We start from the raw sequence: 26,111 nt of genomic DNA, 5'->3' as shown, positions 1-26,111 counted from the left end.
CAGTGGTTTGCTGTGAAACAGGCCGTTGCCGGGCCGATTAGCCTTGCTGGGCAGAAGGTGCGGCCAAGGTTTGGTCATCCAATTGAATGCGGTTGCGGCCGCCGCGCTTGGACTCGTACAGGGCAATGTCACCCTGCTCGATCAATGCCGCCAGGCTCGCGGGGGGGCGGTCGAAAAGGTTGGCACCGATGCTCAAGGTGACAGCTGCTGGCGTGGCAAACGATTGCGAAGTGAGCAGCAAGAACTGCTCTCGTAGACTGCTGCCCAACTCATGAACCCGCGCAGGCGAGGCATTGCCCAGCAGGATCACGAACTCATCGCCGCCCAAGCGCGCGGCCAGCGCACTGGCCGGCAACAGGGCGCGGATCATTTCGCTCAACCCGACCAACAGCCTGTCACCGGCAGTGTGGCCATACAGGTCGTTGACCAGTTTGAAGTTGTCGATATCGATCAGCAGCAATGCGCCCGGCCGGGCCGCGCTCACCTCATTGATCAGGCGCGGCGCCCGCACTTCCAAGGCGCGCCGATTATACAGGGCAGTCAGCGGGTCACGCGCGGCCAGCCGGGCGATCTGCTGCTCACGCCGGTAGCGCTCGGTGCCGGTCATCGACAGCGCGATCAGCATGATCGCCATGGCCCCTTCGACCAGCGAGACCTGAATGATTTCGCCTCGGAAAGCGGCCAGGTCGATCAACGTCCCGGGCACCAGCGGCGGGATCATCTTGGCCAGATAAAACAGGCCGTGGCCGAGCAACACAAAACGCAGTTGCACCGCACCTACGCTCAATGACATGCCATGTGGGCGTAGGAGAAAACTAGCCCTGAGTGTCGGCAGCGCAACCAGCAGCGATTGCACCAGCAGCATCACTTTTGACCACAGCGGCCCTTCCGGCAGCAGCAGCATCACCAGCCACGTGATGAACACCAGGTACCAAGCCCGCGACAGACGGGTTTCAGTAAAGCGGGCAACGCCCAGCAAAAAGCAGAAATGCGCAGTGATCAACAGGCCATTGGCAAACCAGATGCCAATCAGCAAAAAGCCGTTGCTGCGCAGTAAAGCGAGGGTGCTGCCCACGCTGATGATGGCGAAACCGGTTGCCCAGTAAAGCAATGATGATTCGCGCACGGTGCGCCACTCGACCGCCAGGTACAGCGCCGCAGCGGCAGCCAGGGCGATCGTGATAGTGAGCATGGTAGGTGGATCGAGCGCCATGGAATGACGGGCCTGCCTGAAATTTAAAGTGGAGAGATGTTCAAAACCAGTTTGCGCGGCCCTGCGCCTGTACTGCACGCGCACGATTTCCGTCGTGGCTTACTGCCCATGCATCATCCGCACCAGCGGCTAATACCCTGTCGCTGTTAAGCGAAAAATAGCGCCTGGCGCATTACTGCTCAGCGAGAAAACTCACCAGTTGTCGACCATGTGAACTGAGCCGCTCCCAGCCACGAAAGCACACGCGCAGTTCCAGGGTCGCCCAGCGTTCCTCAAGCGCGACCCAGCGTACCGCCAGCTCTTGCTCGGCGCGCAGCGCCGCAGTTTCCGGGACAATGGCGATGCCTGCGTGCTGGGCGACCAATTGGGCGATGGCTTCAAAGCTGGGCGCGCGAACGCGGACTTTGAGCGGCATCGCCAGGTTCATCGCCAGCTCTTCGACGAAACGCTGCATCGCCCGCTCGCCCGGCAAACACACAAATGCAAAGCCCAACGCGTCAATCAGCCGCAGCAGCTCCCGCCCGGCCAGGGGGTGGTCAGCGGGCACCAGCAAGACCAAGCGCTCGGTGCGAAAAGGCAGCGACACTAAACCGTCGCTTATCAAATTGCCATCATAAACGCCGATCTCGCACTCGTCAGCCAAAACCACACGCAACACATCGACACTTTTGTGCTCGACCAACTGCAGGTCGACTTCTGGATAGTCGGCTAGAAACGGCCCGAGCACGGCGGGCAACAAGGTGCTGTTGGTGACTGTGGAAGCGGCCAGGTGCAAGGTGATGCGCCGTTGCCCGGCCAGCTCGTGCAGGGTGTCCTGCAATTTGCGCGCTTCGCCCAGCACTCCTCGCGCCGCTTCCAATACCAGCCGGCCGGCTGGGGTGAGTTGCATACCGTCGGCGCGCCGGGTGAACAGGCTCAAGCCGCAGCGTTGCTCGAACAAGCGCAGGCGATTGCTGGCGGCAGAAACGGCCACCGGAAACGTCGCTGCGGCCTTGCTCAAGCTACCGGTAGCGGCAATCGCGGCAAGCAAACGCAGATCCGCAAGATCAAAATGCATTGGGCTTTCTCTAAATGCGAACGCTATGTTCGATTAAAAGCGATTCTAACGGGGATTGCGTTCTGCACAGAATAAGCCCATTGATAACTGCCTGGATTTACCATGACCTCTTTGCGCACCCTGCTCACGCGCCAGATCCACAGCGGCAGTTTGTTTGCCGTACTGGCGGCCTTGGGTTTCAGCTTCAAAGCCATCTTCGTCAAACTCGCCTATGCGGCCGGGCCGGTCGATGCGATCAGCCTGCTGGCCATGCGCATGGCCATGGCGTTGCCGTTGTTCGTCTGGCTGGTGTGGTTCAGCGGCCGGCAATCCCCCTCTCGGCTGACACCCGCCGACGCCCTGCGCGTTACCCTGCTGGGGCTGTTGGGTTACTACCTGTCCAGCCTGTTCGACTTCTACGGGCTGCAATACATCAGCGCAGGGTTGGAGCGCCTGATCTTGTTCACCTACCCAACCCTTGTGCTGATCTTCCAGGCCATCGCCCTGCGCGAACGACCCACCACCCGCACCCTGGCGGCAATGGGCCTGTGCTATCTGGGCCTGGGCATCGCCTTCGTGCATGACGTGAGCATCTCTGGCGTTGGCCAGCAAGTGATTCTCGGCTCGCTGTGGGTGTTTGCCAGTGCAGTTACCTACGCCCTGTACTACTCCGGCACCGGCATTGTGCTCAAACGCATGGGTTCGATGCGCATGGCGGGCTTGTGCGGTACGGCGTCGTCGCTGATGGTGTTGGCTCACTACCTGTGGGTGGCGGACATCAGCCAACTGTGGCAGCTGCCTGCGGCGGTGTGGCTCAACGCGGGATTGATGGCGATCTTTTCCACGGTGCTGCCGATCTATTGGGTGGCCCTGGCGATTCAGCGCATGGGGCCCACGCAAACGGCGGCGGTGGGCAACCTGGGGCCAGTGCTGACGGTGCTGGCGTCGTGGGCGATTCTCAGCGAAGAAATCTCGACGTATCAGGTGCTAGGGCTGGCGTTGGTGTTGTTCGGGGTGACGCGCTTGAAACCCACGGCGAAGAAAACCGACCTGCCCGCTGCCAAGGAGGCGGCAGCCTGAGCAGGCTTGGGCGTTCAGCGCGTCCCGACGATGATCCCCTGCTCGCGCAAGCCTTCCAGCATCGCCAGGCCTTGGCGTTGAACGTTTTCATCGCCCAGCGCCTGCAAGCGCTGGCGGCCCGTTCCGCTAAGGCCTGCGAGCAACTGATAGGCCATCGGCGCCAGACGGGCGAAATGCACCTGGAGATCGGCATCGCGGTACACCAGCAGCAAGGTTGGCGCTTGGGGGGCGCTCTGGGGCTGGTAATCGGGGCCGATCAGCTCGACCGGCCAGCGATAGGCAAGCACGCGCGCCACGCATGACAGCAATGGCTCGCCTTCAAGTAGATCGCCACCAGACAGATGGGGCGGATCCTCGGCATCACTCAGGTACAACTGCGCCTCGATCCACTCGTAGTGGGCGAGCTCAAGTTGCCACGGCGCGTCTGCTTCGATGCCCTGCAGGTAATCGATGAACGCCTCGGAGATTTCCGTGAACAATGGCGTCTGGCTTCGGTAACTGGCATAGAAGTCGCGCACCCTGGCGTGCCAAAGGACGTCACCGAGGGTCTGGCGCATGACCGGGAAACTTCCTGCCAGCAGGCCTTCGAGGCTGTTGTAGAACAGCTCCCGGTAGACCTTCAGGCGCCGTGCTTCGATACCCGGTGGCGGTGGGTTGTGCTCGGGGTCACGCAGGTATCGGGACAGGGTGAATTGCTGGTCACGCAACGGCTCGCCCATCATGTAGACCTCCGTGCGTGTGCTGCACGCTACCAATACGTGCGGTCTCCTCAAGCAGTTCGGCAAGCGGTGGGTAGTTGAAGTCACGCTCAAGCACCGTCGGCTGGACTCCAAAACGCTGACACGCCAAAGCGAACAGTGCCCAGACATCTTCTTTTACCGCAGCACCATGGGTGTCCACCTTGAGGTCTGGCGCTTCGTCATAGTGGCCGGCCACGTGCATGCACGTAACTCGCTGCCGAGGCAGCCCGTTAAGGAACGTCACCGCGTCATAGCGGTGGTTGCAGGCGTTGACGAAGACGTTATTGACGTCCAGCAGCAGGTCACAGTCAGCCTCCTCCAGCACAGCCTGGATGAACGCCAGCTCGCTCATGGCCTGGTAAGGCGCTGCGTAGTAGCTGATGTTTTCCACGGCGATACGTCTGCCCAACAGATCCTGGGCCTGGCGAATACGGGTGGCGACATGGCGGACCGCTTCTTCGGTAAAAGGGATTGGCATCAGGTCATACAGATGCCCGTCGTCGCTGCAATAACTCAGGTGTTCGCTGTACAGCGGTACATCGAAACGCTCGATGAACTGTCGGGTTTGCCCAAGGAATGCCTGATCCAGCGGCGCGCTGGCGCCCAGCGACAACGACAAGCCATGGCAGGTAATGGGGAAACGCTCGGCCAGTTGCGCCAGCGCTTTGCCGTGGGCCCCACCAACGCCGATCCAGTTTTCCGGCGCGCACTCGAGAAAATCGACAGCGCCCACCTCCATTGCCAGCAATTGCGGCAGTAAACCACGACGCAAGCCAAGTCCGGTACGTAAAGATGCAGGGTTCATAGTAAGCGCTCTCCAGGAGCACGGGACGCTCTGGGCAGAACGTCGGCAGAGGACAAACAAGCGCTGCCGGACAGATCGATCCTCTGCTCCGGCAGCCCCTTAACCTTGCGCCAACATCAGCGCATTGGCTCAGGCCTTGTCGGCTTCAGCGGCCTTCTCACCACCACATTTGCCTTCGCCGCACTTGCCTTCAGCAGCTTTCTTGTCGGCGGCTTTTTTATCGCCGCCACACTTGCCTTCACCACACTTGCCTTCGGCGTTTTTGCCCTCGGCGTGCTTGCCGGCTTTATCAGCGCCGCATTTACCTTCGCCGCACTTGCCCTCGCCATCCGTCTTGGCCGCAGCCAGTTGGTAGCCCTGGGACAGAGGCTCGACGGCGAATGCACTACCGCCCATTACCATGCCGCCGATCAGAGCAGCGCCCAGCAGACCAAGGGTATTTTTCGATTGTTTCATGGTGGTGCTCCACTTCGGTTGTGAGATGGAGCCATTTCGCCGCAATGGTGTGTCGCAGGTGTATCGCCAGTGGCGCGGTTTTGTATGAAAGTCGGTCTCGCTCCACAGAAGATACAGTGGGATACAAAGGCATCGGCCCAGGCCTGGCTGCCGTTCAAACAACCTTTTCAAACGCTTGTATGTTTTTTCGTTGACAGCCCGTCAGCCGCATCCTAACCTCCCAGCAACTTCCACCGGGCCGGACACTTTTGTGGGCAACCTCTATCTGATCCGACATGGCCAAGCCTCCTTCGGCGCTGATGACTATGACGTCCTCTCAGCGGTAGGCGAGCGCCAAAGCCAAGCATTGGGCGAGCACCTGGCACAGCTCGGTTTGCGCCTTGACCGCTGCGTCGCCGGCAGCCTGCGCCGTCAGCAAGACACCGCGCGTCTTGCCCTGCACGCGATGAGCGGCCACGCTTGCCCAGTGCCGGCGGTCGAAACCGACCCTGCATTCAACGAATTCGATGCTGACGGTGTGATCCGCACCCTGCTTCCCGGCTTGCTGCCAGATGAGCCTGAAGCGCTGCACATCCTGCGTAACGGCACTACCAATCGCAGTGAGTTCCAGCGCCTGTTCGCCCTGATGGTGCAACGCTGGCACGATGGCCAGCACCCTGACGATGGCCTGGAAAGCTGGGCTGCCTTCACCGCAAGGGTTCAAGGCGGTCTGCAACGGGTCCTGCAGCGCGCCGGCAGCGGTGAGAATATCGCCATCTTCACCTCCGGAGGCACCATCGCCGCCCTGCTTCACCTGGTGACTCGAATTACCCCCAGTCAGGCCTTTGCGCTGAACTGGCAGATCATCAACACCTCGCTCAGCCAACTGAAGTTTCGTGGCAGCGACGTGACCCTGGCTTCCTTCAACAGCCAAGCACATGTGCAGCTGTTGCGGGCGCCGGAGCTCATCACCTATCGATGAGCCCGGCCTGTTGTGTCCCTGCGGACGCGAATATTACTTAACAAGGAATACGCCATGAGCGATGTAGCTAAAGCCGTCGAAGCGATGAAAGCAAAGTTCAACCCCGCCGCCGCCGCCGGCCTGGACCTGGTGTTCGGCTTCAACATCACTGACGAAGACAAGCAATATGCGCTGATCGTCAAAGACGGCACCTGCGACATCCAGGAAGGCGAAAACCCAGACGCCAACTGCACCCTGGTGCTCGACAGCGAGACCCTCAAGGGCATCGTCAGCGGCGAGACCGACGGCATGCAAGCGTTCATGGGCGGCAAGCTGCGCGTAGAAGGCGACATGATGCTGTCGATGAAGCTCAGCGAGCTGTTCCCAGGCTAAGCGTCCGGGATGATCGATGAAAACCGAAGCCTGCGCGGGCTTCGGTTTTTTTTTGCCTGGCCGGGGCATGGCGGCGCGCTTTTCGCGGGCAAGCCCGCTCCCACAGGGATGGTGCTGAACCTACGGTTAGCGGGGTGCCTGGGTGGTTGGCGAAGAAAGCAAGACTGCCTCTATGGCTTCAATATCAGGCGCGTTGATCGACCAGCAACACCCACAGCTATATGCCATTGGCACGCTTGTACCAGCACGGAAGGCCCATTAGATTAGCCAATAATCCTCGTGAACGAGAATAAGGATAACGCATGACGCTCACTGACCAGTCCACCCAGGTACGCCCCGGCGAAGAACTCGATGCGACTGTCATCGATCCTTACCTCAAAGCCCACATCCCGGGCTTGCAGGGAAGCCCGGCCATCAGCCAGTTCCCCGGCGGTGCATCCAATCTCACCTACCTGGTCAGCTACCCGAACCGCGAGTTCGTCCTGCGCCGCCCGCCATTTGGCCACAAGGCCAAGTCCGCCCACGACATGGGCCGCGAGTTTCGGATCCTCAACCAGCTCAATAGCGGCTTTCCCTACTGCCCCAAGGCCTATGTGCACTGTACCGACGAGTCACTGATTGGCGGCGAGTTCTACGTGATGGATCGGGTCAAAGGCATCATCCTGCGCTCGGACATCCCCGCCGAACTCGATCTGGATGCCCCCCGCACCGAGGCCCTGTGCAAGAGCTTCATCGAGCGCTTGGTCGAGTTGCACCAGGTCGACTACAACGCCTGCGGCCTGGCCGACCTGGGCAAGCCTGAAGGTTACGTACAACGGCAGATCGAAGGCTGGAGCAGCCGCTACGAAAAAGCCATGACCCCGGACGCACCGCGCTGGGAGAACGTCATCGCCTGGCTGCGCGAAAAAATGCCCGCCGACCATCCACGCCCCGCCATCGTGCATAACGACTACCGCTTCGACAACGTCATCCTCGACGCTGCAAACCCGATGCGCATCATTGGCGTACTGGACTGGGAAATGACCACGATCGGCGACCCGCTGATGGACCTGGGCAACAGCCTGGCCTATTGGATCGAAGCCGATGACCCAGCGCCGGTGCAGCTGATGCGACGCCAGCCAAGCAACGCACTGGGCATGCTCACCCGTCGCCAGTTCGTCGACTACTACGCCGAACGCGCGGGCATCGCTATCGACAACTTCGACTTCTACTACTGCTATGGCCTGTTCCGCCTGGCCGGGATCGTGCAGCAGATCTACTACCGGTTCTACCATGGCCAGACCCAGGACAAGCGCTTTGCCCAGTTCATTCACATGAACAAGCTGCTGGAGCAGATGACCCTGCAAGTGATCGGCAAGTCCGCACTCTGACGACAGACAACAAGGAAAACAGCATGTCCAAGACCCAACTGTTCGACCTCGATGGCAAGATCGCCTTCGTCTCAGGCGCCAGCCGTGGCATCGGCGAGGCCATCGCCCACTTGCTGGCCCAACAGGGCGCCCATGTGATCGTCTCCAGCCGCAAGCTCGAGGGCTGCCAGCAAGTGGCCGACGCCATCATCGCAGCGGGCGGCAAGGCCACTGCGGTGGCCTGCCATATTGGCGAGCTGGAGCAGATCCAGCAGGTGTTTGCCGGTATTCGTGAACAGTTCGGCCGCCTCGACATCCTGGTCAACAACGCCGCCACCAACCCGCAGTTCTGCAACGTGCTCGATACCGACGTGAGCGCCTTTCAGAAAACCGTGGACGTGAACATCCGTGGCTACTTCTTCATGTCGGTCGAAGCCGGCAAGCTGATGCGCGATCACGGTGGCGGCAGCATCATCAACGTCGCCTCGATCAATGGCGTATCGCCTGGGCTGTTCCAGGGCATCTACTCGGTGACCAAGGCCGCAGTGATCAACATGACCAAGGTGTTCGCCAAGGAGTGCGCCCAGTTCGGTATCCGCTGCAACGCCTTGCTGCCGGGGCTGACCGACACCAAGTTCGCCTCCGCCCTGGTGAAAAACGACGCCATCCTCAACGCCGCCCTGCAACAGATCCCCCTCAAGCGCGTGGCCGATCCCAGCGAGATGGCCGGTGCAGTGCTGTACCTGGCCAGCGATGCCTCCAGCTACACCACCGGCACAGCACTGAATGTCGACGGCGGCTTTCTCTCCTGATCAGTCCTTGAGCGCCTGCAGCGTGTAGCTCAGCGGCAGGCGCCATTCGCCGTCGGCGCCCTTGACCATCTGCCCTGGCAGCGCCTCCCAGGGAATACTGATGCTCGTGCAAAGCGCTCAAACGCAGGCCGTTTTGCAGCAACGCGGTGATGACCTCGCTAACCGGCGCAACATCTCCTTACAACTGGACTATAAGCTGCAGACATTTCACCTGCGCACGAAGGGATTTCATGCCAACTCTATACGAGGGCGGCTGCCTGTGCGGGGCCATCGGCTTTACCGCCGATGCCCCCGCCGCCAACCCAGTGTGGAATCGCCCTCTACCCCTTACAGACAAGTAGCGGCTGCGGCCCGACGGCGCAGGGCCGTGCTGTCATTGCTTTGCGCGTAATAATCGACCCGGGTGCCGTTGGCATCGGGGTAAACGTCGACGAACGCCTGCGCCTCTCGGGTATAGACCGTGTAACCGCCCTGCTTGCGCGGCTGCAGATAGCCACTGGCATCAACGCCGAACGTGGCCTCTTCCTGCCAACTGAACTGGATGCATTGCGAGACGATCTGCGGGGCCTTCTGTGAAGCCAATTGCGCAGTCGGCGCGCCGCCGCGTGCGGCTTCCATGGTCGATGAAGCACAACCAACCAGCATCAGCGCTACGGCCATCGGCAAAAGTGCGCGCATGTTCGATCCTCGGAGCAAAAAAGAACGCGACTCTAGCACTGGCGGCCATGTCGAGTGAATTGTCCCGAGCAGGTTGTTGTCGCATAGAGGGCATGCCTGCCATTAGGAGATCACTATGAAACTGCGTCCACTGCTATCGGCCCTACTGCTTAGCGCCACCCTGCCGATCCTGCCCTTGACCGCCACGGCCGCGCCAAGTGCTGAGCAAAGCGTCACCGCGCCAGAAACCCACAACCGCGAACTGCAAGTTGGCGACAAAGCGCCAGATCAGTACAAACGCGACGACGCAGCCATTGCCGACTGGAAAGGCAAAGGCCTACCCGCCCCGGAAAAGGACAGCCATTGGGTGAAAATGGGCGATCACTATGTGCTGGTGCAGATCACCAACGGCGTGGTGCTGGCCATTCAGCCCGCCTCCTGAGTCAGCACGGGCCGAGCAATGCCGCCATATGCACGGCATTGCGCCCACCGGCCTTGGCTTGGTAGAGCGCAGCGTCGGCCTGGCCGAGCAGGCTGGCGGCGTTGTCCTCGGCACCGGGGATGCCACACCACAAACCGACACTGAAACGCAGCTCGATGTCATCGCCCGCAAAGCGCGCCGGACTCTGGGCGATCGCCTCACGCAAGCCCTGTAGCGCCGCCATGGCGCCCTCTCGATCGGTATTGGGCAACAGCAGCAAGAACTCTTCGCCACCATAACGGCCAAGGCTGTCGGTCAAGCGCAAGCGCTGCTGCAACTGGCGCACGCAGTGGCACAGCACCTCATCACCGGCCAAGTGGCCGTGCAGGTCGTTGATGCGCTTGAAATGGTCGATGTCGATCATCGCCACGGCCAGGCTGCTGTGTTCGCCCCTTGCCCGCTCCAGCTCCACAGCGAAGCGCTCAAGAATCGCCCGGCGGTTGTAGGTGCCGGTCAGCACATCGCGCAAGGCCATATGCTGCAAGCGCGATTCGCTGCGCTCCTTGGCCATCAGCACCAGGCCAATCGAATACATCATCACCGTCACCGTACCAATGGCCACCGATACCGTCTGCTTGAGATTGCTGGTGTCGTAGCGCATGTCCGCCGCCTCCCCCAGCACTACCGCCACGGCGCGCATGCCCAGCCCGACCAGGCTGATCAACGCGCCAATCACCAGCAGCAGGTGCGCCCGGCCTGGACGCTCGACGTGCCGTCGCGCCCAGCAAAGGATCAACGAGCATTGCAGCATCAGCACCAAGGTCGCCAGCAGCATGCGCGGCTCCAAGGTGTCGAGCAGCAGCATCAACCCCAGCAACATGACTGCCGGAATGATAAAGATCGAGCGCCACGGCACCCGCTGTTCGCGCACCCGGAACAAGCTCGCCGAATAGAACGCCAGGGCCAGCGACAGCAGGCTGTTACCCAAGCCATAGCTGATCCACAGCGGCGCATGGGCGTACAGCGTATAGCAGACGTACGCCAGGGCATGGGCGAGCAGCCCGCAGCCGGTCAGCAGCAGGTTGTCGCGGCGGTTGAACTGGCCGACCAGCAACAGGCAAAAGGCCAGGATGGTCGCGACCAGGGCAACGGCGGCGAACAGTGTCGGGGTATGGGCGATCATCGTGATTCACCGTGTGGCAGACAGCCGTCTTCAATGCGGCCTGGCTCAAGTCTAGGGGCCAGCGCTCAACCCAGCCATGACCGAGCGGGACAGAACAGCAGCCGCCAGGCACGTGACGATGTTGCGCGCGAGAAATATTTTTACCGTGCAGAAACCAAATTGAGCGATTCCGGTCTTAGTGGTTACCCCGTAAACCTATGCGGATCAAGGACCTATATCGTGATCACCCGCCTTGCAAGTCTCCCGCTGATTGCCGCGATGCTGCTCGCCGCTGGTTGCCACAGCCATCATTACCACGACGATGATGATGGCTGGCGTGACCGCGACCGCGATCGCGGCCATCACCACCGTCATGACCGTGGTGACGATGATCGCCGCTACCGTGACCGCGATTACCGCTGAAACGTCTTTCCAACCCTGGCTTGCCGCCCGTGACGCGGCACTCTACTTTGATGATTGCTTTGAGGTTCATGAACATGCGTTTGACTCTGCCTTGCGTTGCCCTCGGCCTGCTGCTGTGCCAAGGCGCCTTTGCCGGTGACGGTACTGCGGCCATTGGCGGCGGCCTGGGTGGCGCCCTGGGCAACGTGGTTGGCCAGCAAATTGGCGGCAGCACTGGCGCAGCCATTGGCGCCGGCCTGGGCGGTGCCGCCGGCAGTGCGGTAGGTGCCCGCAAAGGCAACCGCACCGAAGCGGCGATCGGTGGTGGCCTGGGTTCGGCTGGCGGCTCGCTGCTGGGCGGCAAGCTCGGCGGCTCGACCGGCTCGACCGTCGGTGCCGGCCTGGGCGGCGCTGCTGGCGGTGCCATCGGCAACCACCTGGGCGACAACAACGGCAGCAAGAAGAAACACAAGCGTCGTCACCATCGCCACTGATCACTTGCCCCACCCATCGCGGGGCAAGCCCCGCGATTGCCTTGGCCACAAAAACCCTGCAACACATCAATACACCCTTCACCCACAATGGCACACTGGCTGCTACTGTCTTTCGTGCCCCCTTGAGTGAAGGAACACCCCCTCCCGATGAACCCTGAGCTGCTCACGGTCCTAGGCCTGTTGGCCGTCGTCGTCATTTTGTTCGTCATCAACCGACCGCGCATGGACGTGGTCGCCCTGCTGGTGATCCTGTTTCTGCCACTGTCGGGCATCCTCACCGTTGAGCAAGCCCTGGCGGGCTTCAGTGACCCTAACGTGGTGCTGATCGCGGCGTTGTTCGTGATCGGCGAAGGACTGGTGCGCACTGGCATCGCCTATCGCATCGGCGAGTGGATGAGTGCCCGTGCTGGCAATAGCGAAGCACGCCTGCTGGTGCTGTTGATGGTATCGGTCGCAGGGCTGGGTTCAGTCATGAGCTCGACCGGCGTGGTGGCGATCTTCATCCCGGTGGTGCTGAGCATTGCCGCGCGCCTGAGCATTTCGCCCAGTCGACTGATGATGCCCTTGAGCTTCGCCGGGCTAATCAGCGGCATGCTCAGCCTGGTCGCCACGCCGCCCAACGTGGTGGTGCACAGCGAGCTGGTGCGGCACGGCGAGCAAGGCTTCACGTTCTTCAGCTTCACCCCGTTCGGCCTGGTCGTGCTGGCTCTGGGCGTGGGCTACATGCTGCTCACCCGGCGCTGGCTCAACGGTGAAGTGCGCAAGGATGGCCGCGTAGAAACCCGGCGCACCCTGCTCGACCTGGTGCTGGACTACAAGCTCAACGGCCGCGAACGCCGACTGCGCATCCGCCCGCATTCGCCATTGATCGGACATACCTTGGGCGAGCTGGAGCTGCGCACCCGCCACGGCGCCAACGTGATCGGCATCGAGCGCCAGCATAAATTCACCACCCGGGTGATTACCGCCGACTCCGGCACCGTGCTGCACCAAGGCGACGTGCTGTTGCTCGACCTGTTCGCCAACCGCGACGACCTGCGCAGCCTGTGCCAGACCATGCAGCTCGAACCCCTACACTTCAAGGCCGCCTACTTCATCGATCAATCCCAGGAAGTGGGCATGGCCGAAGTCTCCCTGCCACCGGGCTCGCAACTGATCGGCAAAAGCATCCTGGAACTGGCCTTCCGTAGCCGCTACGACCTCAACGTGGTCGGCCTGCGTCGCGATCAGGCGGCCATCGAGGAGCAACTGGTCGAAGAAAAACTGCGCCTGGGCGACACCCTGCTGGTCGTCGGCCCGTGGAAAGCGGTGCGCCAGCTTCAGAGCCAAGCCAAAGACTTTTTGGTACTGAGCCTGCCTGCCGAGATCGATCAGGTCGCGCCAGCCCGCAGCCGCGCGCCCTTTGCCCTGATCAGCCTGGCGGTGATGGTCGGCCTGATGGTCAGCGGCGTGGTGCCCAACGTGCTCGCCGCGCTGATCGCTTGCCTGCTGATGGGCGCCGGCCGCTGCATCGACATGAACAGCGCCTACCGGGCCATCCATTGGCAAAGCCTGGTGCTGATCGTCGGCATGCTGCCGTTTGCCCTGGCATTGCAGAAAACCGGTGGTATCGATCTCGCCGTCAGCGGCCTGGTCGGGCTGCTCGGCGGCGCTGGGCCTAGCGCGATATTGGCCTGCCTGTTCGTGGTAACGGCGGTGATTGGCCTGTTCATCTCCAACACCGCCACCGCAGTACTGATGGCGCCCGTGGCGATCAGCACCGCCAGCCAATTGGGCATGTCGCCCTACCCGTTTGCCATGACCGTGGCCCTGGCAGCCTCGGCGGCGTTCATGACGCCAGTGTCTTCGCCGGTCAACACCCTGGTGTTGGGGCCAGGTCAATATCGCTTTGCCGATTTCATAAAAGTCGGTGTGCCATTTACCGTACTGGTGATGCTGGTAACGGTGTTGATGGTGCCGTGGTTCTTCGGGCTGTAAAGGTGATGTCAGCGAATAGCGGCAAAATGGCATTATCGGTCTGGATTGTGCCGCGATAATATCCAATTGACATCAACCCTGCTCTCGAAACACACTGATACGAATATGTCCCAGGTGCCTTGAAGTCGTTGTCCTGGATTCCGTCTCCGCTTGCCGGTAGAGCCCATGGTGTTTCCAGCTCATTCGCGCCCATTGCCTCACCTCGCGCTATTCAGCCTTACCTTCATCCTGACCTTGGCTGGGATACTGGCCCGTCCGATCGAATCGCTGTCGCTGTTCTGGCCGGTCAACGCCGTGCTGGCGGGGGTGCTGCTGCGTTATCCACGCCTGGCCAATCCGCTCGGTTTCGTCCTGATCTGGGTAGCCATGGTCGGCGCCGACCTTGCCTGTGGCAGTACCTGGCCGCCGGCGTTGTGGTTCAACCTGTGCAACCTGGGCGTGATCGTCACTATCTGGCTGCTGCTGTCGCGCCTGCCGCGTTTGCACCGACGCATGCGCACGCCGCATGGGGTGTTGAGCGTATTCGGTGCCTGCGCAGCGGGCGCGATGGTTGCGGCGAGCATGGCCTGCGTGATGGCGGCGCCGTGGTTCCAGGAATCGCTGCGCGCCACCTGGCTGGCCTGGTTCAGCGAGCAGTTCTCCACCAGCGTGCTGGTCCTGCCGGCGTTGCTGACCGCGCCCAATACCGGCGCGCTGCTACGCGGCAGCGGCCAGGCGATTCGCCTGGCGCCGATGCTGGTGCTGCTGGCCTCGCTGGCCCTGAGCATCGCCTTCGGCGGGCCGGGTGCCATCGCCTTCCCGATTGCCGCGCTGCTGTGGTGCGCCTGGACCTACTCTCCGTTTCTGGTGTCGCTGCTGGCACTGACTGCCGGCAGTACGCTGATCGTTGCCGTGGCGCAAAATCTCATGCATTTCAGCGTGCCGCAGAGCGTTCCAGGGGTGACCACGCTGATGTCAGCGCGCTTAGGCATCGCCATGCTGGTGCTCGGCCCACTGGTGGTCGCCTGTGTCAGCAACACCAACCGCAGCCTGCTCGCCCGCCTGGCCCATCAGGCGACCATCGACCACCTCACCGGCGCACTCACCCGCAGCGCCTTCACCCGCCGCGCCAATGCCCTGCTCGAAAGCCGCCAACAGCACGCCCAGGCGCTGCCATTGACCTTGATGATGCTCGACATCGATCACTTCAAGACGATTAACGACCGTCATGGCCATGGCGTAGGCGACCAGGTGCTGCGCCAGTTCGCCAACGCCTTGCAGGACCAACTGCACGACGGAGAGCTATTCGCCCGCCTGGGGGGTGAGGAGTTCGTGGTGATCATTCCAGGCCTTGACCCAGAACGCGCCAAATTCACCGCCGAACGCATGCGCCGGGCGATCCAGGACTTGCACCTGACCCATAACGACCCGCGCTTGCAGATCACCGTCAGCATTGGCCTGGACGGCTGTACAGCCGACACCCCGGCACCGAGCCTGGACGAACTGCTGGTACGCGCCGACAAAGCGCTGTACCGCGCCAAAGCCCATGGCCGCAACCGCGTCGAACAGGCCGAGCCGCAGCGCCAGGTGGTCTGACTCATCCAGCCAGCAAGTCCCACGACAGCTTGGCGATCAGCACGCACAACAAGATCAGGAACAGCCCACGGACAAACCCTGCACCCTTGCGCACCGCCAGCCAGGTGCCGGTCAGGGCGCCGAGGATGTTGCACAGCGCCATGGGCAAGGCGATGGCATACAGCACGTTACCGGTGGGAATGAAGAACACCAGCGCCGCCAGGTTGGTGGCGATGTTGACCAGCTTGGCCGAGGCCGAGGCGTGCAGGAAGTCCAGGGCAAAGAAGCGGATGAACAGGAAGATCAAGAAGCTGCCGGTACCCGGCCCGAACAAGCCATCGTAAAAGCCGATTGCACCGCCGATCAGCACCGCCAGGCATTGCTCCTTACGGCCGATCTGCGCTGGCTTGTGCAAGGTGCCAAAGTCTTTCTTGCAGAAGGTATAGACCGCCATCAGCACGATCATCACCAGCACCGCTGGGCGCATCACGCTAGGCGGCACCAATGACACGGTCGCCGCCCCGGCGAACGACATGACGAAGGCGCTCAGCGCCGCCGGCACGATCAGGCCCCAGTCCAAGCTCACCTTGCGAATGAACGAGCGCGCGGCGAACGCGGTGCCACACACCGAGGCCAGCTTGTTGGTTCCCAGCAGGGCCGCCGGCTGGGCGCTGGGCAGCACATTGAACAGTGCCGGAATCTGGATCAGCCCGCCCCCGCCCACCGCCGCATCGATCAAGCCAGCGGCGAAGGCAAATAGCGACAGCAGGACAACATCCATCATGGCGAGGGCTCCAGGCAGAAAAAACAGAGCCCAAGGCTAATCAAAGCCACGCGCTTGTGCTGAAATGCCATATTGCGAAAACTGCAACAAGGAGCCACTCATGGCATTGGACATGCTGCGCGAAATCCAGGCCTTCGTCAGCGTCGCGCACAAGCGCAGCTTCGTCGCTGCTGCCCGCGCCCTGGGCCGCTCGCCTAGCGCGATCACCCGGGCGCTACAAACACTGGAAGACAACGCCGGGAGCAAGCTGCTCAACCGCAACGCCAACGCCGTCACCCTGACCGAAGCGGGTGAACGCTTGCTGCCACACGCCGAGCGCTTGCTCGATGTGCAACGCGATGCGGCCGATGAACTGGCGGCGTTGAGTGGTACGGCGCAGGGCTGGATTCGTTTTGCCGCGCCTGAACTGCTTGGCCAGTACGTGCTGCCAACGGTCTTGGCTGAATTCTCGCGCCGCCACCCGCAGGTCACCCTGGACGTGCAGTTCAGCGACCAGAGCCTCGACCCGCTTCAAGGCAAGTTCGACTTCGTGGTGCGCGGCGCCTTCCCGCAGTCCAGCGAACTGATCGGCTACCCCCTGTGGAGCTACCGTCGGCACCTGTACGCCAGCCCCGACTACGTGGCCCGCGCAGGCCTTGCGCAGGAGCCGGAAGCACTTAGCGAACACGCGCTGATCCTGCACACCGCCCCGCGCATTCTCAAGGCTTGGCATTTTTGCCGCGACGGGCAGATCACCCGCTTGCAGCCACGCCCTCGCTTGCGCCTGAGCGCCGGAAGCGCGGTGTTCCACAGCGCCCTAGCTGGGGCCGGTATCGCTCGATTGGCTGACTGGGTGGGTGAACCACAGGTCGCAGCAGGTCGGTTGGTGCGCGTCTGCCCTAGCTATCACCTGACCTCAAGCAGTGGCGACGATCCACAAATGCATGCGGTGTACCCGGCCGGGGAGTTGCCGGCGAGGATGCGCGACCTACTGCAAGCGCTGCGTCGCGGCAAGCCGTGATACAGCAAGCCAATCACTGTTCAAATTCTGCCCAATTTAACAGAGGCCGCAACCGGCCTTACTTACAGCGATTTATCCACAGACCTACCCACGTTTTCTGTGGACAGTTTTCCTCGCACAAAGAACGACTTATCGCGCACGCAGCAACGCCGAATTGGCTTGCTTGACCAATTCGATCCACTCCCCTGCACTGATCACTCCCGAGCGTTCCAGCTCTTCGGCACAGCGCAAGGCTTGGTCGTAATCATCCTCTTGCAGGCCAGCCTCTGCGAGAAACCGGTTGCGCCACGCCAGCATCGCGGCAGCGCCCTTCTTGCATTCCATGTAGATCTCAACTCCAAGGCAAGTGACGGGTCCTCTAGCGTGAGACCCTTTGATGGCGGCGGGAGATTACACGAGCCATTCGCACTTGAGAATTGCTTGCAGCTACCACTTATCCAACTGGTACAAAAAAACGGGCAAAAAGCCCGTTGAGAGGTGCAGGCCCGTCTCTGCTGGATAGGACGGACCTCAAGGATAGGGCGTGCGGCCTCAGGTGGGCGGAATGGTACCCAGCAGGCCAATGAGGATTGTCAGCAGCAGAAAACCACCCAGGAACAGCGAGAGCTTGCCCATTGGAACCTCTACAGTGTGATAACAGAATGCCGGAGCTGGCCGATGCGGGTGCAGAGCAGCGCAACTTGCCCAGCGCACACCGGCTTGGAAGGCTGGGCCTGGTAAGCATTTTCGACGTTTCGCTGATACGGTTACAGATGCAGGTTGGTGGAAAAAAAGCGGATCAGATGAGCCGATCAGTCCACCGGGCGCAGCTTCTCGGCCGGCAGCCAACCCAGCTCACCGTTGGCCTCGCGGCGACACCACAGCCACCCATTGAGCGGGCGCAAACCTAGCACCCGCTGCCCCGGATCGACATCCAGTTCGTGAGCACAGTACTGTTCGAGCGCCCTGCCCCGGGCAACACCGAGCCGTTCGATGACCTGCGCCGGCACCCAACCAGGCTCCTGCCCAGCGCAGCTGCACAGGTACCAGTCCTGCCAATTTTGCTCACCGGCATAGCGCGGGCCGATGTCGAGCATCTCACCTTGGGCAAAACGGATCGGACGTGGGTATTCAGAGCGATGTGCTGCGATCACGACGTACTTCACAAGCCTCTCCCTGGCTAGCCAAAAGGCCGGATCCTAGCAGGCGATGCGACAAAACCTGACGCACCTGCTCAGAGCGCCATCACCATTTCATGCCAGGCCATGCCGCCATGATCAGAGGCCGACGGCTGCACATAGCGATAACCCAACTTCTCGTACAGGCCCACATGCTGGTCCTTGCACATCAAGTGAATGCTCGCCTTGCCGCGCTCGCGCATTTGCTCGACGAACCGCGTCATCAGCAAGCCCGCATAGCCTCGGCCTTGGAAGGCCGGGTCGACCACCACTGACATGATCACCACATTGGCGGCGTGCGGATCATGGCCGACCAGCTCCTTGAACGCCTCATCGGACATCACCACGTGCTCAGCGCAGCCGCTATTGATGAAACCGATCACCTGGCCGTCCAACTCAAGGATCAGAAAACCCTCGGGATACTGCGCAATGCGCGTGGCGATTTTCTCGCGGGTGGCCGCTTCGTCGCCCTCATAGGCGCTAGTTTCGATGTGGAAGCAGCGATCCACGTCATGGGGCGTGGCGTGGCGAAAGATGGCAGTGCTCATGGCAAAATCCGCAAAACAGTTGAAGGCCGACATGCTAGCGCAACTGAGCACCTTCAGGTTGCTAGCACAGCACCCTCGGGCCAGAATCGGCGGGCACTTCAAACTTCTCGATCAGCGGGCCTAGCCTGCAGGACACCTACTGGATGAGCGTTTCCAAACGACGCACCACGCCTTACGTGATCAATCACCTGGTCGCCTTTGAGGCGGCGGCGCGCCTGGGCAGTTTCCGCGCCGCCGCCCAAGCGCTGCACGTCACCCCCGGCGCGGTGGCCCAGCAGGTGCGCACGCTCGAAGAGAAACTCGGCCAAGCACTGTTCGAGCGCCTGCCACGCGGCTTGAGGCCCAACCGCGCGGGCAGTGAGTATCTGGAGCGGGTCCGCCTGGCGCTGCACATCATCGAAGATGCCAGCCGCGAACTGCTCGAACGCGATGCCCCGCAAGACCCGCATCAAGTGCTGCTGAGCACTACTCCGGCATTCGCCAGCCGTTGGCTGATCCCGCGCCTGGGCCGCCTGGCTGCCGCGCATCCACAGATCGCGCTGATGATCGATGCCTCCGACAGCACCCGCCCGCTCAGCGGTAAAGGCGCGGTGGACATGGCCGTGCGCTGGGGTGCACCGCCCTTTGCCGATGCCCACGCCCGCCCGCTGCTAGCCGGCCAGGCCGTGCCCGTGTGCGCCCCGTCGCTGCGCGGGGAGCGACGCTGGCAACAGCCAGCAGAACTCAGCGACGTAGCGTTGATTTCAGACAGCCACAACAATTGGAAACGTTGGTTCGATCATTACGGCCTGCCCGGCACCCGCTTCAGCGGCCCGGCCTTCTCCCAGACCATCCTGGCCATCGAGGCCGCCGAGCAAGGCATGGGGATCGCCCTGGTACCGCAGTTATTGGTCGAGAACGCATTGAAGGCCGGCACCCTGGTGATTGCCCTCGAGGGGCACGAACTGGACAGCGCAGCTGGGTTTCACCTGCTCACGGCCCAACCCCCAGCAGCGGGCTCGGCGAGCACGTTGGTCGCGCAGTGGCTGCTGCAGGAAGTACTACAGCACGAGCCTGGTTAACGCCGGGCCTCCACGCGCCTTAAGTGGAGCGAGCCTATTTGCAACATAACGTTTCGCCATTCGCGCGAGACACAGATAAACGACCTGCCTGGCAAGCACCAGGATCGAGGGAGGCTATATGAACGCCAAGCGGCTTGTTCACTGGCCTGCGGGCGCAATCCTGAACACACTTAGCAATACCGGCTCACCTAGGCTTGTAGGAAGCTTCTGGCGGCTGAGTAGGATGAAGCCCGCGACAGACCAATCCCTGTATGAAAACGCAGTTTCACTGTCTGGAATTGCCTGATACGGTCCGGATATTCCTACAACGGCATGGATGCCATCAGCCAGAGACAGACATGGAAACGTTTACTACCTCAGCGGTCGCCCTGCAAAAGAACCTGCTTACCTTGCGACAACAGCGTGATCACCTGCGAGCGATGGGCAATGATGAACAAGCCGATAACCTTGAAAAGGTGATTGCCGGCATCGAAGCAACGTTAGGCCAGTTACAGAGCCCGTTTAAGCCACCGACCTTGCAATAAGCTCAGCCGCAGCAGGCAAAAATAATCCCCGCGAACGGGGATTATTGTCAGGCGTGCTTAGTGCTTGGAGACATTGTCTGGCAGCGCATAGGCGATGATGTAGTCCCCCACATCAGGCGAATGGCTCATCCCACCAGCCGAGATCAGCACATACTGCTTGCCGGTTTTTGGCGATACGTAGATCAATGGCGCGGCCACGGCTCCCACCGGCAAGCGTGCCTTCCACACCTCTTTACCAGTGGCCGAATCAAGCGCGCGCAGGTAGTAGTCCTGGGTACCGGCGAAGAACACCAGGCCCGATGCAGTCGAGGTCGGCCCGCCCAGCGTCGGCATGCCCAGCGGGATCTGCATGTGGGTCTTGATCCCCAGCGGACCGGTGTCCTGCACGGTGCCCAGGGGCACCTGCCAGACCAGCTTCTGGGTATTGAAATCAATCGCACTCATGCTGCCAAACGGAGGGGTGTTGCACGGCACGCCCAGTGGAGACTGCAGGATGTCGATTTTCACCCCGCCGTAGATCCCCGCCACTTGTGGCCGAATGGTGCCCATGAAGCCAGGTACTTCATCGGTCGAAACCTTGAAGTTCTTGGTGTTTTCCTGAGTAACCAGCGACATCCGCAACGGCATGCGCATGTCATTGACGAACATCATCCCGGTGTTCTCATCGATCGAGATGCCACCCCAGTTCATCCCACCCAGCAAGCCCGGCCACTCGATGTAGGGCTTTTCGCTGGGAGGGGTAAAGGGTCCCACGTAAACCGAGTCCTTGAACATGATCCGGCAGTACAGTTGATCGAAGGTCGACACACCCCACATCGACTTCTCGGTCAGCGGCTCGGCGCCAATGACCGGCATCCCTTTGGAGTAAGGCTGGGTTGGCGACAAGTGCTCGCCAACAGCGGCTGGCGAAGTGGGCACCGGACGCTCTTCAACCTCGGTGACCGGCTCACCGGTACGCCGATCCAGGACAAAGATGTGACCGGTCTTGGTGGTCTGGATCAGCACCGGGGTCTTCACGCCCTGGGCATTGTTGATCTCGTAGAGCACCGGCTGCGACGGCAGGTCATAGTCCCAGACATCGTGGTGAACGGTCTGGTAAACCCACTTGGCCTTGCCGGTAGAAGCATCCACCGCCACCACTGCCGAACCGTACTTTTCCTTGGCCTGGTTACGATCACCGCCCCAGTAGTCGGGCGGGCCGTTACCAGTAGGCAGGTAGACCAGGTTCAGCTCTTTATCGTAGGTCGGTACGGTCCAAACGTTGGGCGTTTCCAGGGTGAACTGGTGCTCGGCCTGGGCGGCATCCTCACGCTCTGGCGCACCGACATCCCATGCCCATACCAGCGCACCGCTGAGTACATCGAAGGCCCGCACTGCACCTGAAGGCTCCTTGGCAACGATATCGCGCACCCAGCCGCCGACCACCGTCAGGTGGCCCATGACCACCGGCAGCGAGGTGGGGTGGTAGCGCTTGCTGTTCTCGGTCGGGCCCATGCCCTTCTTCAAATCAACGTAGCCGTTGTCGCCAAAGCTTGGGCAAAGCTCGCCGCTACGCGCATCCAAGGCAAACAGACGGGCGTCGACCGACGAGACCAAGATGCGCTGGCGGCATTGCTGCTCATCGCCATAGGCAGCCTTGGCCTGCGCGCTCAGGCTGTCGTCCTTATCGATGTCGTAATAGCCGACACCGCGGCAGGTCACGTGCTCTGCACTTTTGGCGTGCGGATCGAACTTCCACAGCGGCGTGCCGGTGTCGGCGTCGAGCGCGGTCACCAGGTTTTCTGGGGTGCAGGAGTACAGCACGTTGCCGATCTGCAGCGGCGTGTTTTCGTCTACACCCGCGCCAGCGCCGGTGGTTCTGCGGCCGGTTCTGTAGGTCCAGGCGACTTGCAGCTGGTTGACGTTGTCAGCAGTGATTTGCGTGTACGGCGCGAACCGGGTGCCCGAGGCGTTGCGGCCAAAGAATTCCCAGTTTTCAGGAGCGCTAGCCAGCTCCTTGGCCACATTGGCACCGCCCGCCGCGGCCGGATTGGAAATTGCGCCATGCGGGTAGAATGCAGCTACGAACGTGGCCAGCAACGCCACCAACAGCGCAAAACCCACCCGATTGGCCACACGCCGCGTGCTCACGGAAACACTTGGCAGCGCAGCGCCGACCCACAGGCTCAAGGTCAGGATAATCGCCGGCACTACCAGGCGTGGCAGCAGCTCCCAGTAGCTGAGTTGGCCGACTTCATACAGCGCCCAGACACAGGTCGCCAGGAAGATCGCTACAGAGAGCGCAATGCCCACACGTGCCCGCATCAAGAACAGCACCGCCAGCAGCAAATATGCCACGCCCGCGATCAGGTAGTAACATGAGCCACCCAGTGCAACCAGCTTGAAGCCGCCATAGATCAGCGCCAGCGATACGGCCAGAACGAGCAGGGCAAATAGCACCCTGGCGCTCGTGCGTAGCGGCGACGCTGCGCTTGGGGGGCGTTGGTCATCCGTCATGTTTCTTAAACTCCTTTGGTTAAATCAAACTGCTCGCGCCAGAGGCGAAGGGACTGGGTCGACAGCGTTGGTCGACGACGCGCGAGGGGCTGATCAGCAGCTGAACATTCAAGTCCCGGATTGGACGTGCTTGGGCAGGGGCGAAACCAAGAGGATTTCGAGGGCCGGATCGAAATCGGCCAGAGGAAAGCCGCGTAAACAGATCAGCCTGGGAGAGTGACTGCTACCCCTGTTAATTCAGCGCTCAACGGCGTTCGCACGAAGGCTGGGGGCAGCGTATCGCCTCAGTTAGAGGGGATAAATCCAGGAGATTGAGAAGCAGTATTGGGGGAGATGTAACAATCCGTGTCAGCCGGATCATTCCTGCCACGCGCAAAGGCAAAGCGCTATTGCGCGGTTAAGCGCTAAACCTGTGGGAGCGGGCTTGCCCGCGAAGGGCCGCAAAGCGGCCCCAAAGCAGACGACACCGGACTTAAGTGAACAGCCTTGCCCTCAAAGGCGGGCTCTATTTGTGATTTTCGGCGCGCAATGCAGCAACATGCCACTATTGAGAAAAGGCGTTTTCCCGATCACGCGAATACGAGCGTCAGCTGTCCCTTAGTGAAAATGTCAGCTGATCAATTTCAGCAGTGCGGCCAACAACCCCTGGGCTTGCTGCTTGTAGCCCTCCCGCCAGCAGTCTGCCCAGTCGACGGGCCGCCCGTGCTCGTCCCACTCGGCCAAGGCCAGGGCATTGACGATTTCCAGCTCGAACCAGAGGGCTTGCCAGGCGCAAGCATCCGGTACCAGCGTCGTGTCCTGCCATAGGAACTCGGTTTGAGCGACGAAGCTGGCCCAGGAAAACACGTCCTCATCTGCTTGCCGCGCCAAGGTCATCAGTTGCGACTGGGTGATCATCGATCATGCTCTGGGGATACAAGTGGGGCTGGAGGGCGGTGATCTCGGTTCAGGCATACACGGAGAAGGCGTACCAGCGGGATGCAGGACTACTTGGCAGCGTACATCTTGCAGGTGCCCTGCTCCACCGCCAGTGTCGACAACGGGGAGCCCGACAGCCTGTTAGCCATGTCATCGATTTGAGTCTTGCTGCCCGGTGCCGACCTCAGCGCCATGATCTCGGCCTTCAACGCATCGTCCATCGGTTCGTTGGCCAATGCGTTATCAACAGTGCCGTTCAACCCAGGAATGGCCTTGTTGCATACCTGCTCCATGGCGAGGATAGTCACGGCGGTTTTGTGATTTTCCGCCTTCGAATCGGCGAGGGCCGCATTGGCCATGCCCAAGGTAGCCAAGCAAAGCGAAACTGCGGTAATCCGTGCTGAAAACATTGGAAGCTCCTTTTCATCCATAGTGGACGATGCCTGAGGCAGTACCCTAGGTTCGGCATCGGGAAGATCGGACATCGAAAAGAACCGGAAGTTACAGTGGGCAGGAATCTGCGCTGACCTGCTGCCTCGCTGCAAGATTGATCATCCGTCTAACCTCAAGCTTTTGCACAGACGGTGTAGGAGATCGCAACCTACATTGCTCGCTAAGGCGATATAGGCATTAGCAGAACTGAAACTCACCAGCAACGTTGTACCACCAGCACTAGAACTCGACCTTGCCCCGACCAGCCTTGACAGTGCTGCGCCTGGCTTTTCCTTCGAGACGGCGGGTCTTGGAGCCAAGGGTCGGCTTGGTGGGGCGGCGTTTTTTCTCGGTCTTGCCGGCTGCAATGATCAGCTCGGCAAGACGCGCCAATGCGTCAGTACGATTCTGCTCCTGGGTGCGGTACTGCTGGGCCTTGATGATCAACACACCGTCGCCGGTGATGCGACTGTCACGCAGCGCCAGCAGCCGCTCCTTGTAGAACTCGGGCAACGATGAGGCCGGGATGTCGAAGCGCAGGTGCACCGCGCTGGACACCTTGTTGACATTCTGCCCGCCCGCGCCTTGTGCGCGGATGTAGGTGAGTTCGATTTCGGCATCCGGCAGATGCACGTTATTGGAGATGGTCAGCATGACATGGCCCTTGTGATTGCCCCCATTATCACAGCCTCCGCCGGTCTTCCATAGGACAACACATGATTGCTTGAGTCGGCGGGGAATTGACCATTGCTGGGGCTCTTACAAACTCCAGAAACGCAAAAGCCCCGAATAATCGGGGCTTTTGCTGAAAAATATGGCGGAAGCGTAGAGATTCGAACTCTAGGATAGTTGCCCATCGACGGTTTTCAAGACCGTTGCCTTAAACCACTCGGCCACGCTTCCGGAACAGATTTGCGGCGCCATAATACCGTAATGTAACAAGCTGTCAAACTCTCTGTGTCGCGGCCTGCGGCGGCTCTGGTATGCTCACAGCATCCATAGGTTTCAACCCCACAGGAGTGTCGCCATGCGCGAACAGGATTATGCCGTACAACACGGCCAGCAGGTCGAGCAGCAGGAGGTCAGCAAGGTCCTGCGCAACACGTACAGCCTGCTGGCGCTTACCCTCGCCTTCAGCGGTGTGATGGCGTTCGTCGCGCAGCAGATGCGCGTCGGTTACCCGAACATCTTCGTGGTGCTGATCGGCTTCTACGGGCTGTTCTTCCTCACCGCCAAGCTGCGTGATTCGGTCTGGGGCCTGGTTTCCACCTTCGCCCTCACCGGTTTCATGGGCTTCATCCTTGGCCCGATCCTCAACCGCTACCTGGGCATGGCCGGTGGCGCTGAAGTGGTCAGCTCGGCATTTGCCATGACCGCGCTGGTGTTTGGTGGCCTGTCGGCCTACGTGCTGATCACCCGTAAGGACATGAGCTTCCTCAGCGGCTTCATCACCGCGGGCTTCTTCGTCCTGCTCGGCGCTGTGGTTGCCAGCTTCTTCTTCCAGATCAGCGGCCTGCAGTTGGCGATCAGTGCTGGCTTCGTTCTGTTCTCGTCGGTCTGCATTCTGTTCCAGACCAGCGCCATCATTCATGGCGGCGAGCGGAACTACATCATGGCGACCATCAGCCTGTATGTATCGATCTACAACCTGTTCATCAGCCTGCTGCAGCTGTTTGGCATCATGGGTCGTGATGACTGAT

The 26,111-nt window shown here is 61.2% G+C and carries 28 protein-coding genes, 1 tRNA gene and 2 pseudogenes; 14 read left to right on the top strand and 17 right to left on the bottom strand.

The annotated features are described in order from the left end of the window. Window positions 1-37: 37 nt before the first annotated feature. Together ACI2JX_RS03830 and ACI2JX_RS03825 are read right to left on the bottom strand one after the other, a co-directional pair. Window positions 38-1,213, bottom strand: coding sequence for a GGDEF domain-containing protein (locus ACI2JX_RS03830; RefSeq protein ID WP_404689412.1), 1,176 nt, complete (start codon window positions 1,211-1,213; stop codon window positions 38-40). Window positions 1,214-1,385: 172 nt separating this feature from the next. Beyond that, window positions 1,386-2,270, bottom strand: coding sequence for a LysR substrate-binding domain-containing protein (locus ACI2JX_RS03825; protein ID WP_264233385.1), 885 nt, complete (start codon window positions 2,268-2,270; stop codon window positions 1,386-1,388). 102 nt (window positions 2,271-2,372) lie between these two features. Between ACI2JX_RS03825 and ACI2JX_RS03820 the strand changes: the two genes are divergently transcribed. Next, window positions 2,373-3,329, top strand: coding sequence for a DMT family transporter (locus ACI2JX_RS03820; protein ID WP_404689411.1), 957 nt, complete (start codon window positions 2,373-2,375; stop codon window positions 3,327-3,329). Between the two features lie 14 nt (window positions 3,330-3,343). Here the strand turns inward: ACI2JX_RS03820 and ACI2JX_RS03815 are convergent, their stop codons facing one another. From ACI2JX_RS03815 to ACI2JX_RS03805, 3 genes and pseudogenes are all read right to left on the bottom strand, one after another. Beyond that, complete coding sequence (locus tag ACI2JX_RS03815) at window positions 3,344-4,048, bottom strand: DUF2063 domain-containing protein (protein WP_404689524.1); 705 nt, start codon at window positions 4,046-4,048, stop codon at window positions 3,344-3,346. Next, window positions 4,029-4,874: a DUF692 domain-containing protein gene (locus ACI2JX_RS03810; protein ID WP_368973298.1), complete on the bottom strand. Its 846-nt coding sequence runs from the start codon at window positions 4,872-4,874 to the stop codon at window positions 4,029-4,031. The genes ACI2JX_RS03815 and ACI2JX_RS03810 overlap by 20 nt, the downstream gene beginning before the upstream one ends. Window positions 4,875-5,012: 138 nt before the next feature. Beyond that, window positions 5,013-5,330, bottom strand: a pseudogene (locus tag ACI2JX_RS03805) (hypothetical protein); the annotation flags it as partial. Window positions 5,331-5,580: 250 nt separating this feature from the next. Here ACI2JX_RS03805 and ACI2JX_RS03800 point away from each other — a divergent pair. The 4 genes from ACI2JX_RS03800 (at window position 5,581) to ACI2JX_RS03785 (ending at window position 8,824) form a co-directional block, all read left to right on the top strand. Continuing rightward, window positions 5,581-6,291 carry a histidine phosphatase family protein gene (locus tag ACI2JX_RS03800; RefSeq protein WP_404689410.1) on the top strand — a complete coding sequence of 237 codons (711 nt, stop codon included), beginning with the start codon at window positions 5,581-5,583 and terminating at the stop codon, window positions 6,289-6,291. A gap of 54 nt (window positions 6,292-6,345) precedes the next feature. Next, window positions 6,346-6,663, top strand: coding sequence for an SCP2 sterol-binding domain-containing protein (locus ACI2JX_RS03795; RefSeq protein ID WP_186555108.1), 318 nt, complete (start codon window positions 6,346-6,348; stop codon window positions 6,661-6,663). A gap of 302 nt (window positions 6,664-6,965) precedes the next feature. Beyond that, window positions 6,966-8,033, top strand: coding sequence for a phosphotransferase family protein (locus ACI2JX_RS03790; protein WP_404689409.1), 1,068 nt, complete (start codon window positions 6,966-6,968; stop codon window positions 8,031-8,033). Between the two features lie 23 nt (window positions 8,034-8,056). Beyond that, the gene (locus ACI2JX_RS03785; protein ID WP_404689408.1) at window positions 8,057-8,824 is read left to right on the top strand and encodes an SDR family oxidoreductase; all 768 of its coding nucleotides are present in this window, start codon (window positions 8,057-8,059) and stop codon (window positions 8,822-8,824) included. Here the strand turns inward: ACI2JX_RS03785 and ACI2JX_RS03780 are convergent. Both ACI2JX_RS03780 and ACI2JX_RS03775 read right to left on the bottom strand, forming a co-directional pair. Next, window positions 8,825-8,987, bottom strand: a pseudogene (locus ACI2JX_RS03780) (SAM-dependent methyltransferase); the annotation flags it as partial. Between the two features lie 164 nt (window positions 8,988-9,151). Beyond that, entirely contained in the window at window positions 9,152-9,502 is a 351-nt protein-coding gene (locus ACI2JX_RS03775; RefSeq protein ID WP_404689407.1) for a hypothetical protein, read from the bottom strand. 115 nt (window positions 9,503-9,617) lie between these two features. Between ACI2JX_RS03775 and ACI2JX_RS03770 the strand changes: the two genes are divergently transcribed. Then, window positions 9,618-9,923 (top strand): RcnB family protein, encoded by a 306-nt coding sequence (locus ACI2JX_RS03770; RefSeq protein WP_392464322.1) that lies wholly within the window; start codon window positions 9,618-9,620, stop codon window positions 9,921-9,923. Between the two features lies 1 nt (window position 9,924). On the opposite strand, the gene ACI2JX_RS03765 is transcribed toward ACI2JX_RS03770, so the two are convergent. Further along, window positions 9,925-11,085 (bottom strand): GGDEF domain-containing protein, encoded by a 1,161-nt coding sequence (locus tag ACI2JX_RS03765; protein WP_404689406.1) that lies wholly within the window; start codon window positions 11,083-11,085, stop codon window positions 9,925-9,927. A 222-nt stretch (window positions 11,086-11,307) separates the two neighbouring features. Between ACI2JX_RS03765 and ACI2JX_RS03760 the strand changes: the two genes are divergently transcribed. From ACI2JX_RS03760 to ACI2JX_RS03745, 4 genes are all read left to right on the top strand, one after another. Beyond that, window positions 11,308-11,487: a hypothetical protein gene (locus ACI2JX_RS03760; RefSeq protein WP_186555277.1), complete on the top strand. Its 180-nt coding sequence runs from the start codon at window positions 11,308-11,310 to the stop codon at window positions 11,485-11,487. Between the two features lie 74 nt (window positions 11,488-11,561). Next, window positions 11,562-11,960, top strand: coding sequence for a glycine zipper domain-containing protein (locus ACI2JX_RS03755; RefSeq protein WP_264233363.1), 399 nt, complete (start codon window positions 11,562-11,564; stop codon window positions 11,958-11,960). 147 nt (window positions 11,961-12,107) lie between these two features. Next, entirely contained in the window at window positions 12,108-13,937 is a 1,830-nt protein-coding gene (locus ACI2JX_RS03750) for an SLC13 family permease (protein ID WP_404689405.1), read from the top strand. Between the two features lie 150 nt (window positions 13,938-14,087). Then, a complete protein-coding gene (locus ACI2JX_RS03745; protein ID WP_264233359.1) occupies window positions 14,088-15,512 on the top strand; it encodes a sensor domain-containing diguanylate cyclase in 1,425 nt (474 codons plus the stop codon). 1 nt (window position 15,513) lies between these two features. Here ACI2JX_RS03745 and ACI2JX_RS03740 read toward each other — a convergent pair whose 3' ends face one another. After that, a complete protein-coding gene (locus ACI2JX_RS03740; protein WP_404689404.1) occupies window positions 15,514-16,275 on the bottom strand; it encodes a sulfite exporter TauE/SafE family protein in 762 nt (253 codons plus the stop codon). A 100-nt stretch (window positions 16,276-16,375) separates the two neighbouring features. Here ACI2JX_RS03740 and ACI2JX_RS03735 point away from each other — a divergent pair, with 100 nt between their 5' ends. Beyond that, complete coding sequence (locus ACI2JX_RS03735) at window positions 16,376-17,275, top strand: LysR substrate-binding domain-containing protein (RefSeq protein WP_404689403.1); 900 nt, start codon at window positions 16,376-16,378, stop codon at window positions 17,273-17,275. Window positions 17,276-17,404: 129 nt separating this feature from the next. Here the strand turns inward: ACI2JX_RS03735 and ACI2JX_RS03730 are convergent, their stop codons facing one another. The 3 genes from ACI2JX_RS03730 to ACI2JX_RS03720 all read right to left on the bottom strand — a co-directional run bounded on the left by ACI2JX_RS03730 (window position 17,405) and on the right by ACI2JX_RS03720 (window position 18,980). After that, window positions 17,405-17,599, bottom strand: a complete 195-nt coding sequence (locus tag ACI2JX_RS03730; RefSeq protein WP_264233352.1) for a hypothetical protein — start codon at window positions 17,597-17,599, stop codon at window positions 17,405-17,407. 467 nt (window positions 17,600-18,066) lie between these two features. Next, window positions 18,067-18,420, bottom strand: a complete 354-nt coding sequence (locus tag ACI2JX_RS03725) for an SH3 domain-containing protein (protein WP_264233350.1) — start codon at window positions 18,418-18,420, stop codon at window positions 18,067-18,069. 68 nt (window positions 18,421-18,488) lie between these two features. Beyond that, the gene (locus tag ACI2JX_RS03720; RefSeq protein WP_368971661.1) at window positions 18,489-18,980 is read right to left on the bottom strand and encodes a GNAT family N-acetyltransferase; all 492 of its coding nucleotides are present in this window, start codon (window positions 18,978-18,980) and stop codon (window positions 18,489-18,491) included. A gap of 143 nt (window positions 18,981-19,123) precedes the next feature. Between ACI2JX_RS03720 and ACI2JX_RS03715 the strand changes: the two genes are divergently transcribed. Together ACI2JX_RS03715 and ACI2JX_RS03710 are read left to right on the top strand one after the other, a co-directional pair. Beyond that, window positions 19,124-20,041, top strand: a complete 918-nt coding sequence (locus ACI2JX_RS03715) for a LysR substrate-binding domain-containing protein (protein WP_404689402.1) — start codon at window positions 19,124-19,126, stop codon at window positions 20,039-20,041. A gap of 338 nt (window positions 20,042-20,379) precedes the next feature. Further along, the gene (locus tag ACI2JX_RS03710; protein ID WP_404689401.1) at window positions 20,380-20,565 is read left to right on the top strand and encodes a hypothetical protein; all 186 of its coding nucleotides are present in this window, start codon (window positions 20,380-20,382) and stop codon (window positions 20,563-20,565) included. A gap of 57 nt (window positions 20,566-20,622) precedes the next feature. Here ACI2JX_RS03710 and ACI2JX_RS03705 read toward each other — a convergent pair whose 3' ends face one another. From ACI2JX_RS03705 to ACI2JX_RS03685, 5 genes are all read right to left on the bottom strand, one after another. Beyond that, a complete protein-coding gene (locus ACI2JX_RS03705; protein ID WP_404689400.1) occupies window positions 20,623-23,061 on the bottom strand; it encodes a membrane-bound PQQ-dependent dehydrogenase, glucose/quinate/shikimate family in 2,439 nt (812 codons plus the stop codon). 609 nt (window positions 23,062-23,670) lie between these two features. Continuing rightward, window positions 23,671-23,958 (bottom strand): hypothetical protein, encoded by a 288-nt coding sequence (locus ACI2JX_RS03700; RefSeq protein WP_186555091.1) that lies wholly within the window; start codon window positions 23,956-23,958, stop codon window positions 23,671-23,673. A gap of 89 nt (window positions 23,959-24,047) precedes the next feature. Continuing rightward, window positions 24,048-24,464 (bottom strand): hypothetical protein, encoded by a 417-nt coding sequence (locus ACI2JX_RS03695; RefSeq protein WP_404689399.1) that lies wholly within the window; start codon window positions 24,462-24,464, stop codon window positions 24,048-24,050. A 187-nt stretch (window positions 24,465-24,651) separates the two neighbouring features. Further along, window positions 24,652-25,065, bottom strand: coding sequence for an alternative ribosome rescue aminoacyl-tRNA hydrolase ArfB (gene arfB, locus ACI2JX_RS03690; RefSeq protein ID WP_368971656.1), 414 nt, complete (start codon window positions 25,063-25,065; stop codon window positions 24,652-24,654). Between the two features lie 161 nt (window positions 25,066-25,226). After that, a tRNA-Ser gene (locus tag ACI2JX_RS03685) sits at window positions 25,227-25,314 on the bottom strand. A gap of 124 nt (window positions 25,315-25,438) precedes the next feature. Here ACI2JX_RS03685 and ACI2JX_RS03680 point away from each other — a divergent pair. Then, window positions 25,439-26,110 (top strand): Bax inhibitor-1/YccA family protein, encoded by a 672-nt coding sequence (locus tag ACI2JX_RS03680; protein WP_186555088.1) that lies wholly within the window; start codon window positions 25,439-25,441, stop codon window positions 26,108-26,110. Window position 26,111: the final 1 nt, after the last annotated feature.

The organism is Pseudomonas sp. NPDC088890, assembly GCF_044900155.1.
Taxonomy (GTDB): domain Bacteria; phylum Pseudomonadota; class Gammaproteobacteria; order Pseudomonadales; family Pseudomonadaceae; genus Aquipseudomonas; species Aquipseudomonas urmiensis.
The sequence above is the reverse complement of the archived record's forward strand: the minus strand, read 5'-3'. Positions and strand labels throughout refer to the sequence as shown.

Bases quoted from the DNA above. Each gene is read 5' to 3' on its own strand.
- ACI2JX_RS03830 (WP_404689412.1), bottom strand. From the start codon at position 1,213: ATGGCGCTCGATCCACCTACCATGCTCACTATCACGATCGCCCTGGCT.
- ACI2JX_RS03825 (WP_264233385.1), bottom strand. From the start codon at position 2,270: ATGCATTTTGATCTTGCGGATCTGCGTTTGCTTGCCGCGATTGCCGCT.
- ACI2JX_RS03820 (WP_404689411.1), top strand. From the start codon at position 2,373: ATGACCTCTTTGCGCACCCTGCTCACGCGCCAGATCCACAGCGGCAGT.
- ACI2JX_RS03815 (WP_404689524.1), bottom strand. From the start codon at position 4,048: ATGGGCGAGCCGTTGCGTGACCAGCAATTCACCCTGTCCCGATACCTG.
- ACI2JX_RS03810 (WP_368973298.1), bottom strand. From the start codon at position 4,874: ATGAACCCTGCATCTTTACGTACCGGACTTGGCTTGCGTCGTGGTTTA.
- ACI2JX_RS03795 (WP_186555108.1), top strand. From the start codon at position 6,346: ATGAGCGATGTAGCTAAAGCCGTCGAAGCGATGAAAGCAAAGTTCAAC.
- ACI2JX_RS03790 (WP_404689409.1), top strand. From the start codon at position 6,966: ATGACGCTCACTGACCAGTCCACCCAGGTACGCCCCGGCGAAGAACTC.
- ACI2JX_RS03785 (WP_404689408.1), top strand. From the start codon at position 8,057: ATGTCCAAGACCCAACTGTTCGACCTCGATGGCAAGATCGCCTTCGTC.
- ACI2JX_RS03775 (WP_404689407.1), bottom strand. From the start codon at position 9,502: ATGCGCGCACTTTTGCCGATGGCCGTAGCGCTGATGCTGGTTGGTTGT.
- ACI2JX_RS03770 (WP_392464322.1), top strand. From the start codon at position 9,618: ATGAAACTGCGTCCACTGCTATCGGCCCTACTGCTTAGCGCCACCCTG.
- ACI2JX_RS03765 (WP_404689406.1), bottom strand. From the start codon at position 11,085: ATGATCGCCCATACCCCGACACTGTTCGCCGCCGTTGCCCTGGTCGCG.
- ACI2JX_RS03755 (WP_264233363.1), top strand. From the start codon at position 11,562: ATGCGTTTGACTCTGCCTTGCGTTGCCCTCGGCCTGCTGCTGTGCCAA.
- ACI2JX_RS03750 (WP_404689405.1), top strand. From the start codon at position 12,108: ATGAACCCTGAGCTGCTCACGGTCCTAGGCCTGTTGGCCGTCGTCGTC.
- ACI2JX_RS03740 (WP_404689404.1), bottom strand. From the start codon at position 16,275: ATGATGGATGTTGTCCTGCTGTCGCTATTTGCCTTCGCCGCTGGCTTG.
- ACI2JX_RS03735 (WP_404689403.1), top strand. From the start codon at position 16,376: ATGGCATTGGACATGCTGCGCGAAATCCAGGCCTTCGTCAGCGTCGCG.
- ACI2JX_RS03730 (WP_264233352.1), bottom strand. From the start codon at position 17,599: ATGGAATGCAAGAAGGGCGCTGCCGCGATGCTGGCGTGGCGCAACCGG.
- ACI2JX_RS03720 (WP_368971661.1), bottom strand. From the start codon at position 18,980: ATGAGCACTGCCATCTTTCGCCACGCCACGCCCCATGACGTGGATCGC.
- ACI2JX_RS03715 (WP_404689402.1), top strand. From the start codon at position 19,124: ATGAGCGTTTCCAAACGACGCACCACGCCTTACGTGATCAATCACCTG.
- ACI2JX_RS03710 (WP_404689401.1), top strand. From the start codon at position 20,380: ATGGAAACGTTTACTACCTCAGCGGTCGCCCTGCAAAAGAACCTGCTT.
- ACI2JX_RS03705 (WP_404689400.1), bottom strand. From the start codon at position 23,061: ATGACGGATGACCAACGCCCCCCAAGCGCAGCGTCGCCGCTACGCACG.
- ACI2JX_RS03700 (WP_186555091.1), bottom strand. From the start codon at position 23,958: ATGATCACCCAGTCGCAACTGATGACCTTGGCGCGGCAAGCAGATGAG.
- ACI2JX_RS03695 (WP_404689399.1), bottom strand. From the start codon at position 24,464: ATGTCCGATCTTCCCGATGCCGAACCTAGGGTACTGCCTCAGGCATCG.
- arfB (WP_368971656.1), bottom strand. From the start codon at position 25,065: ATGCTGACCATCTCCAATAACGTGCATCTGCCGGATGCCGAAATCGAA.
- ACI2JX_RS03680 (WP_186555088.1), top strand. From the start codon at position 25,439: ATGCGCGAACAGGATTATGCCGTACAACACGGCCAGCAGGTCGAGCAG.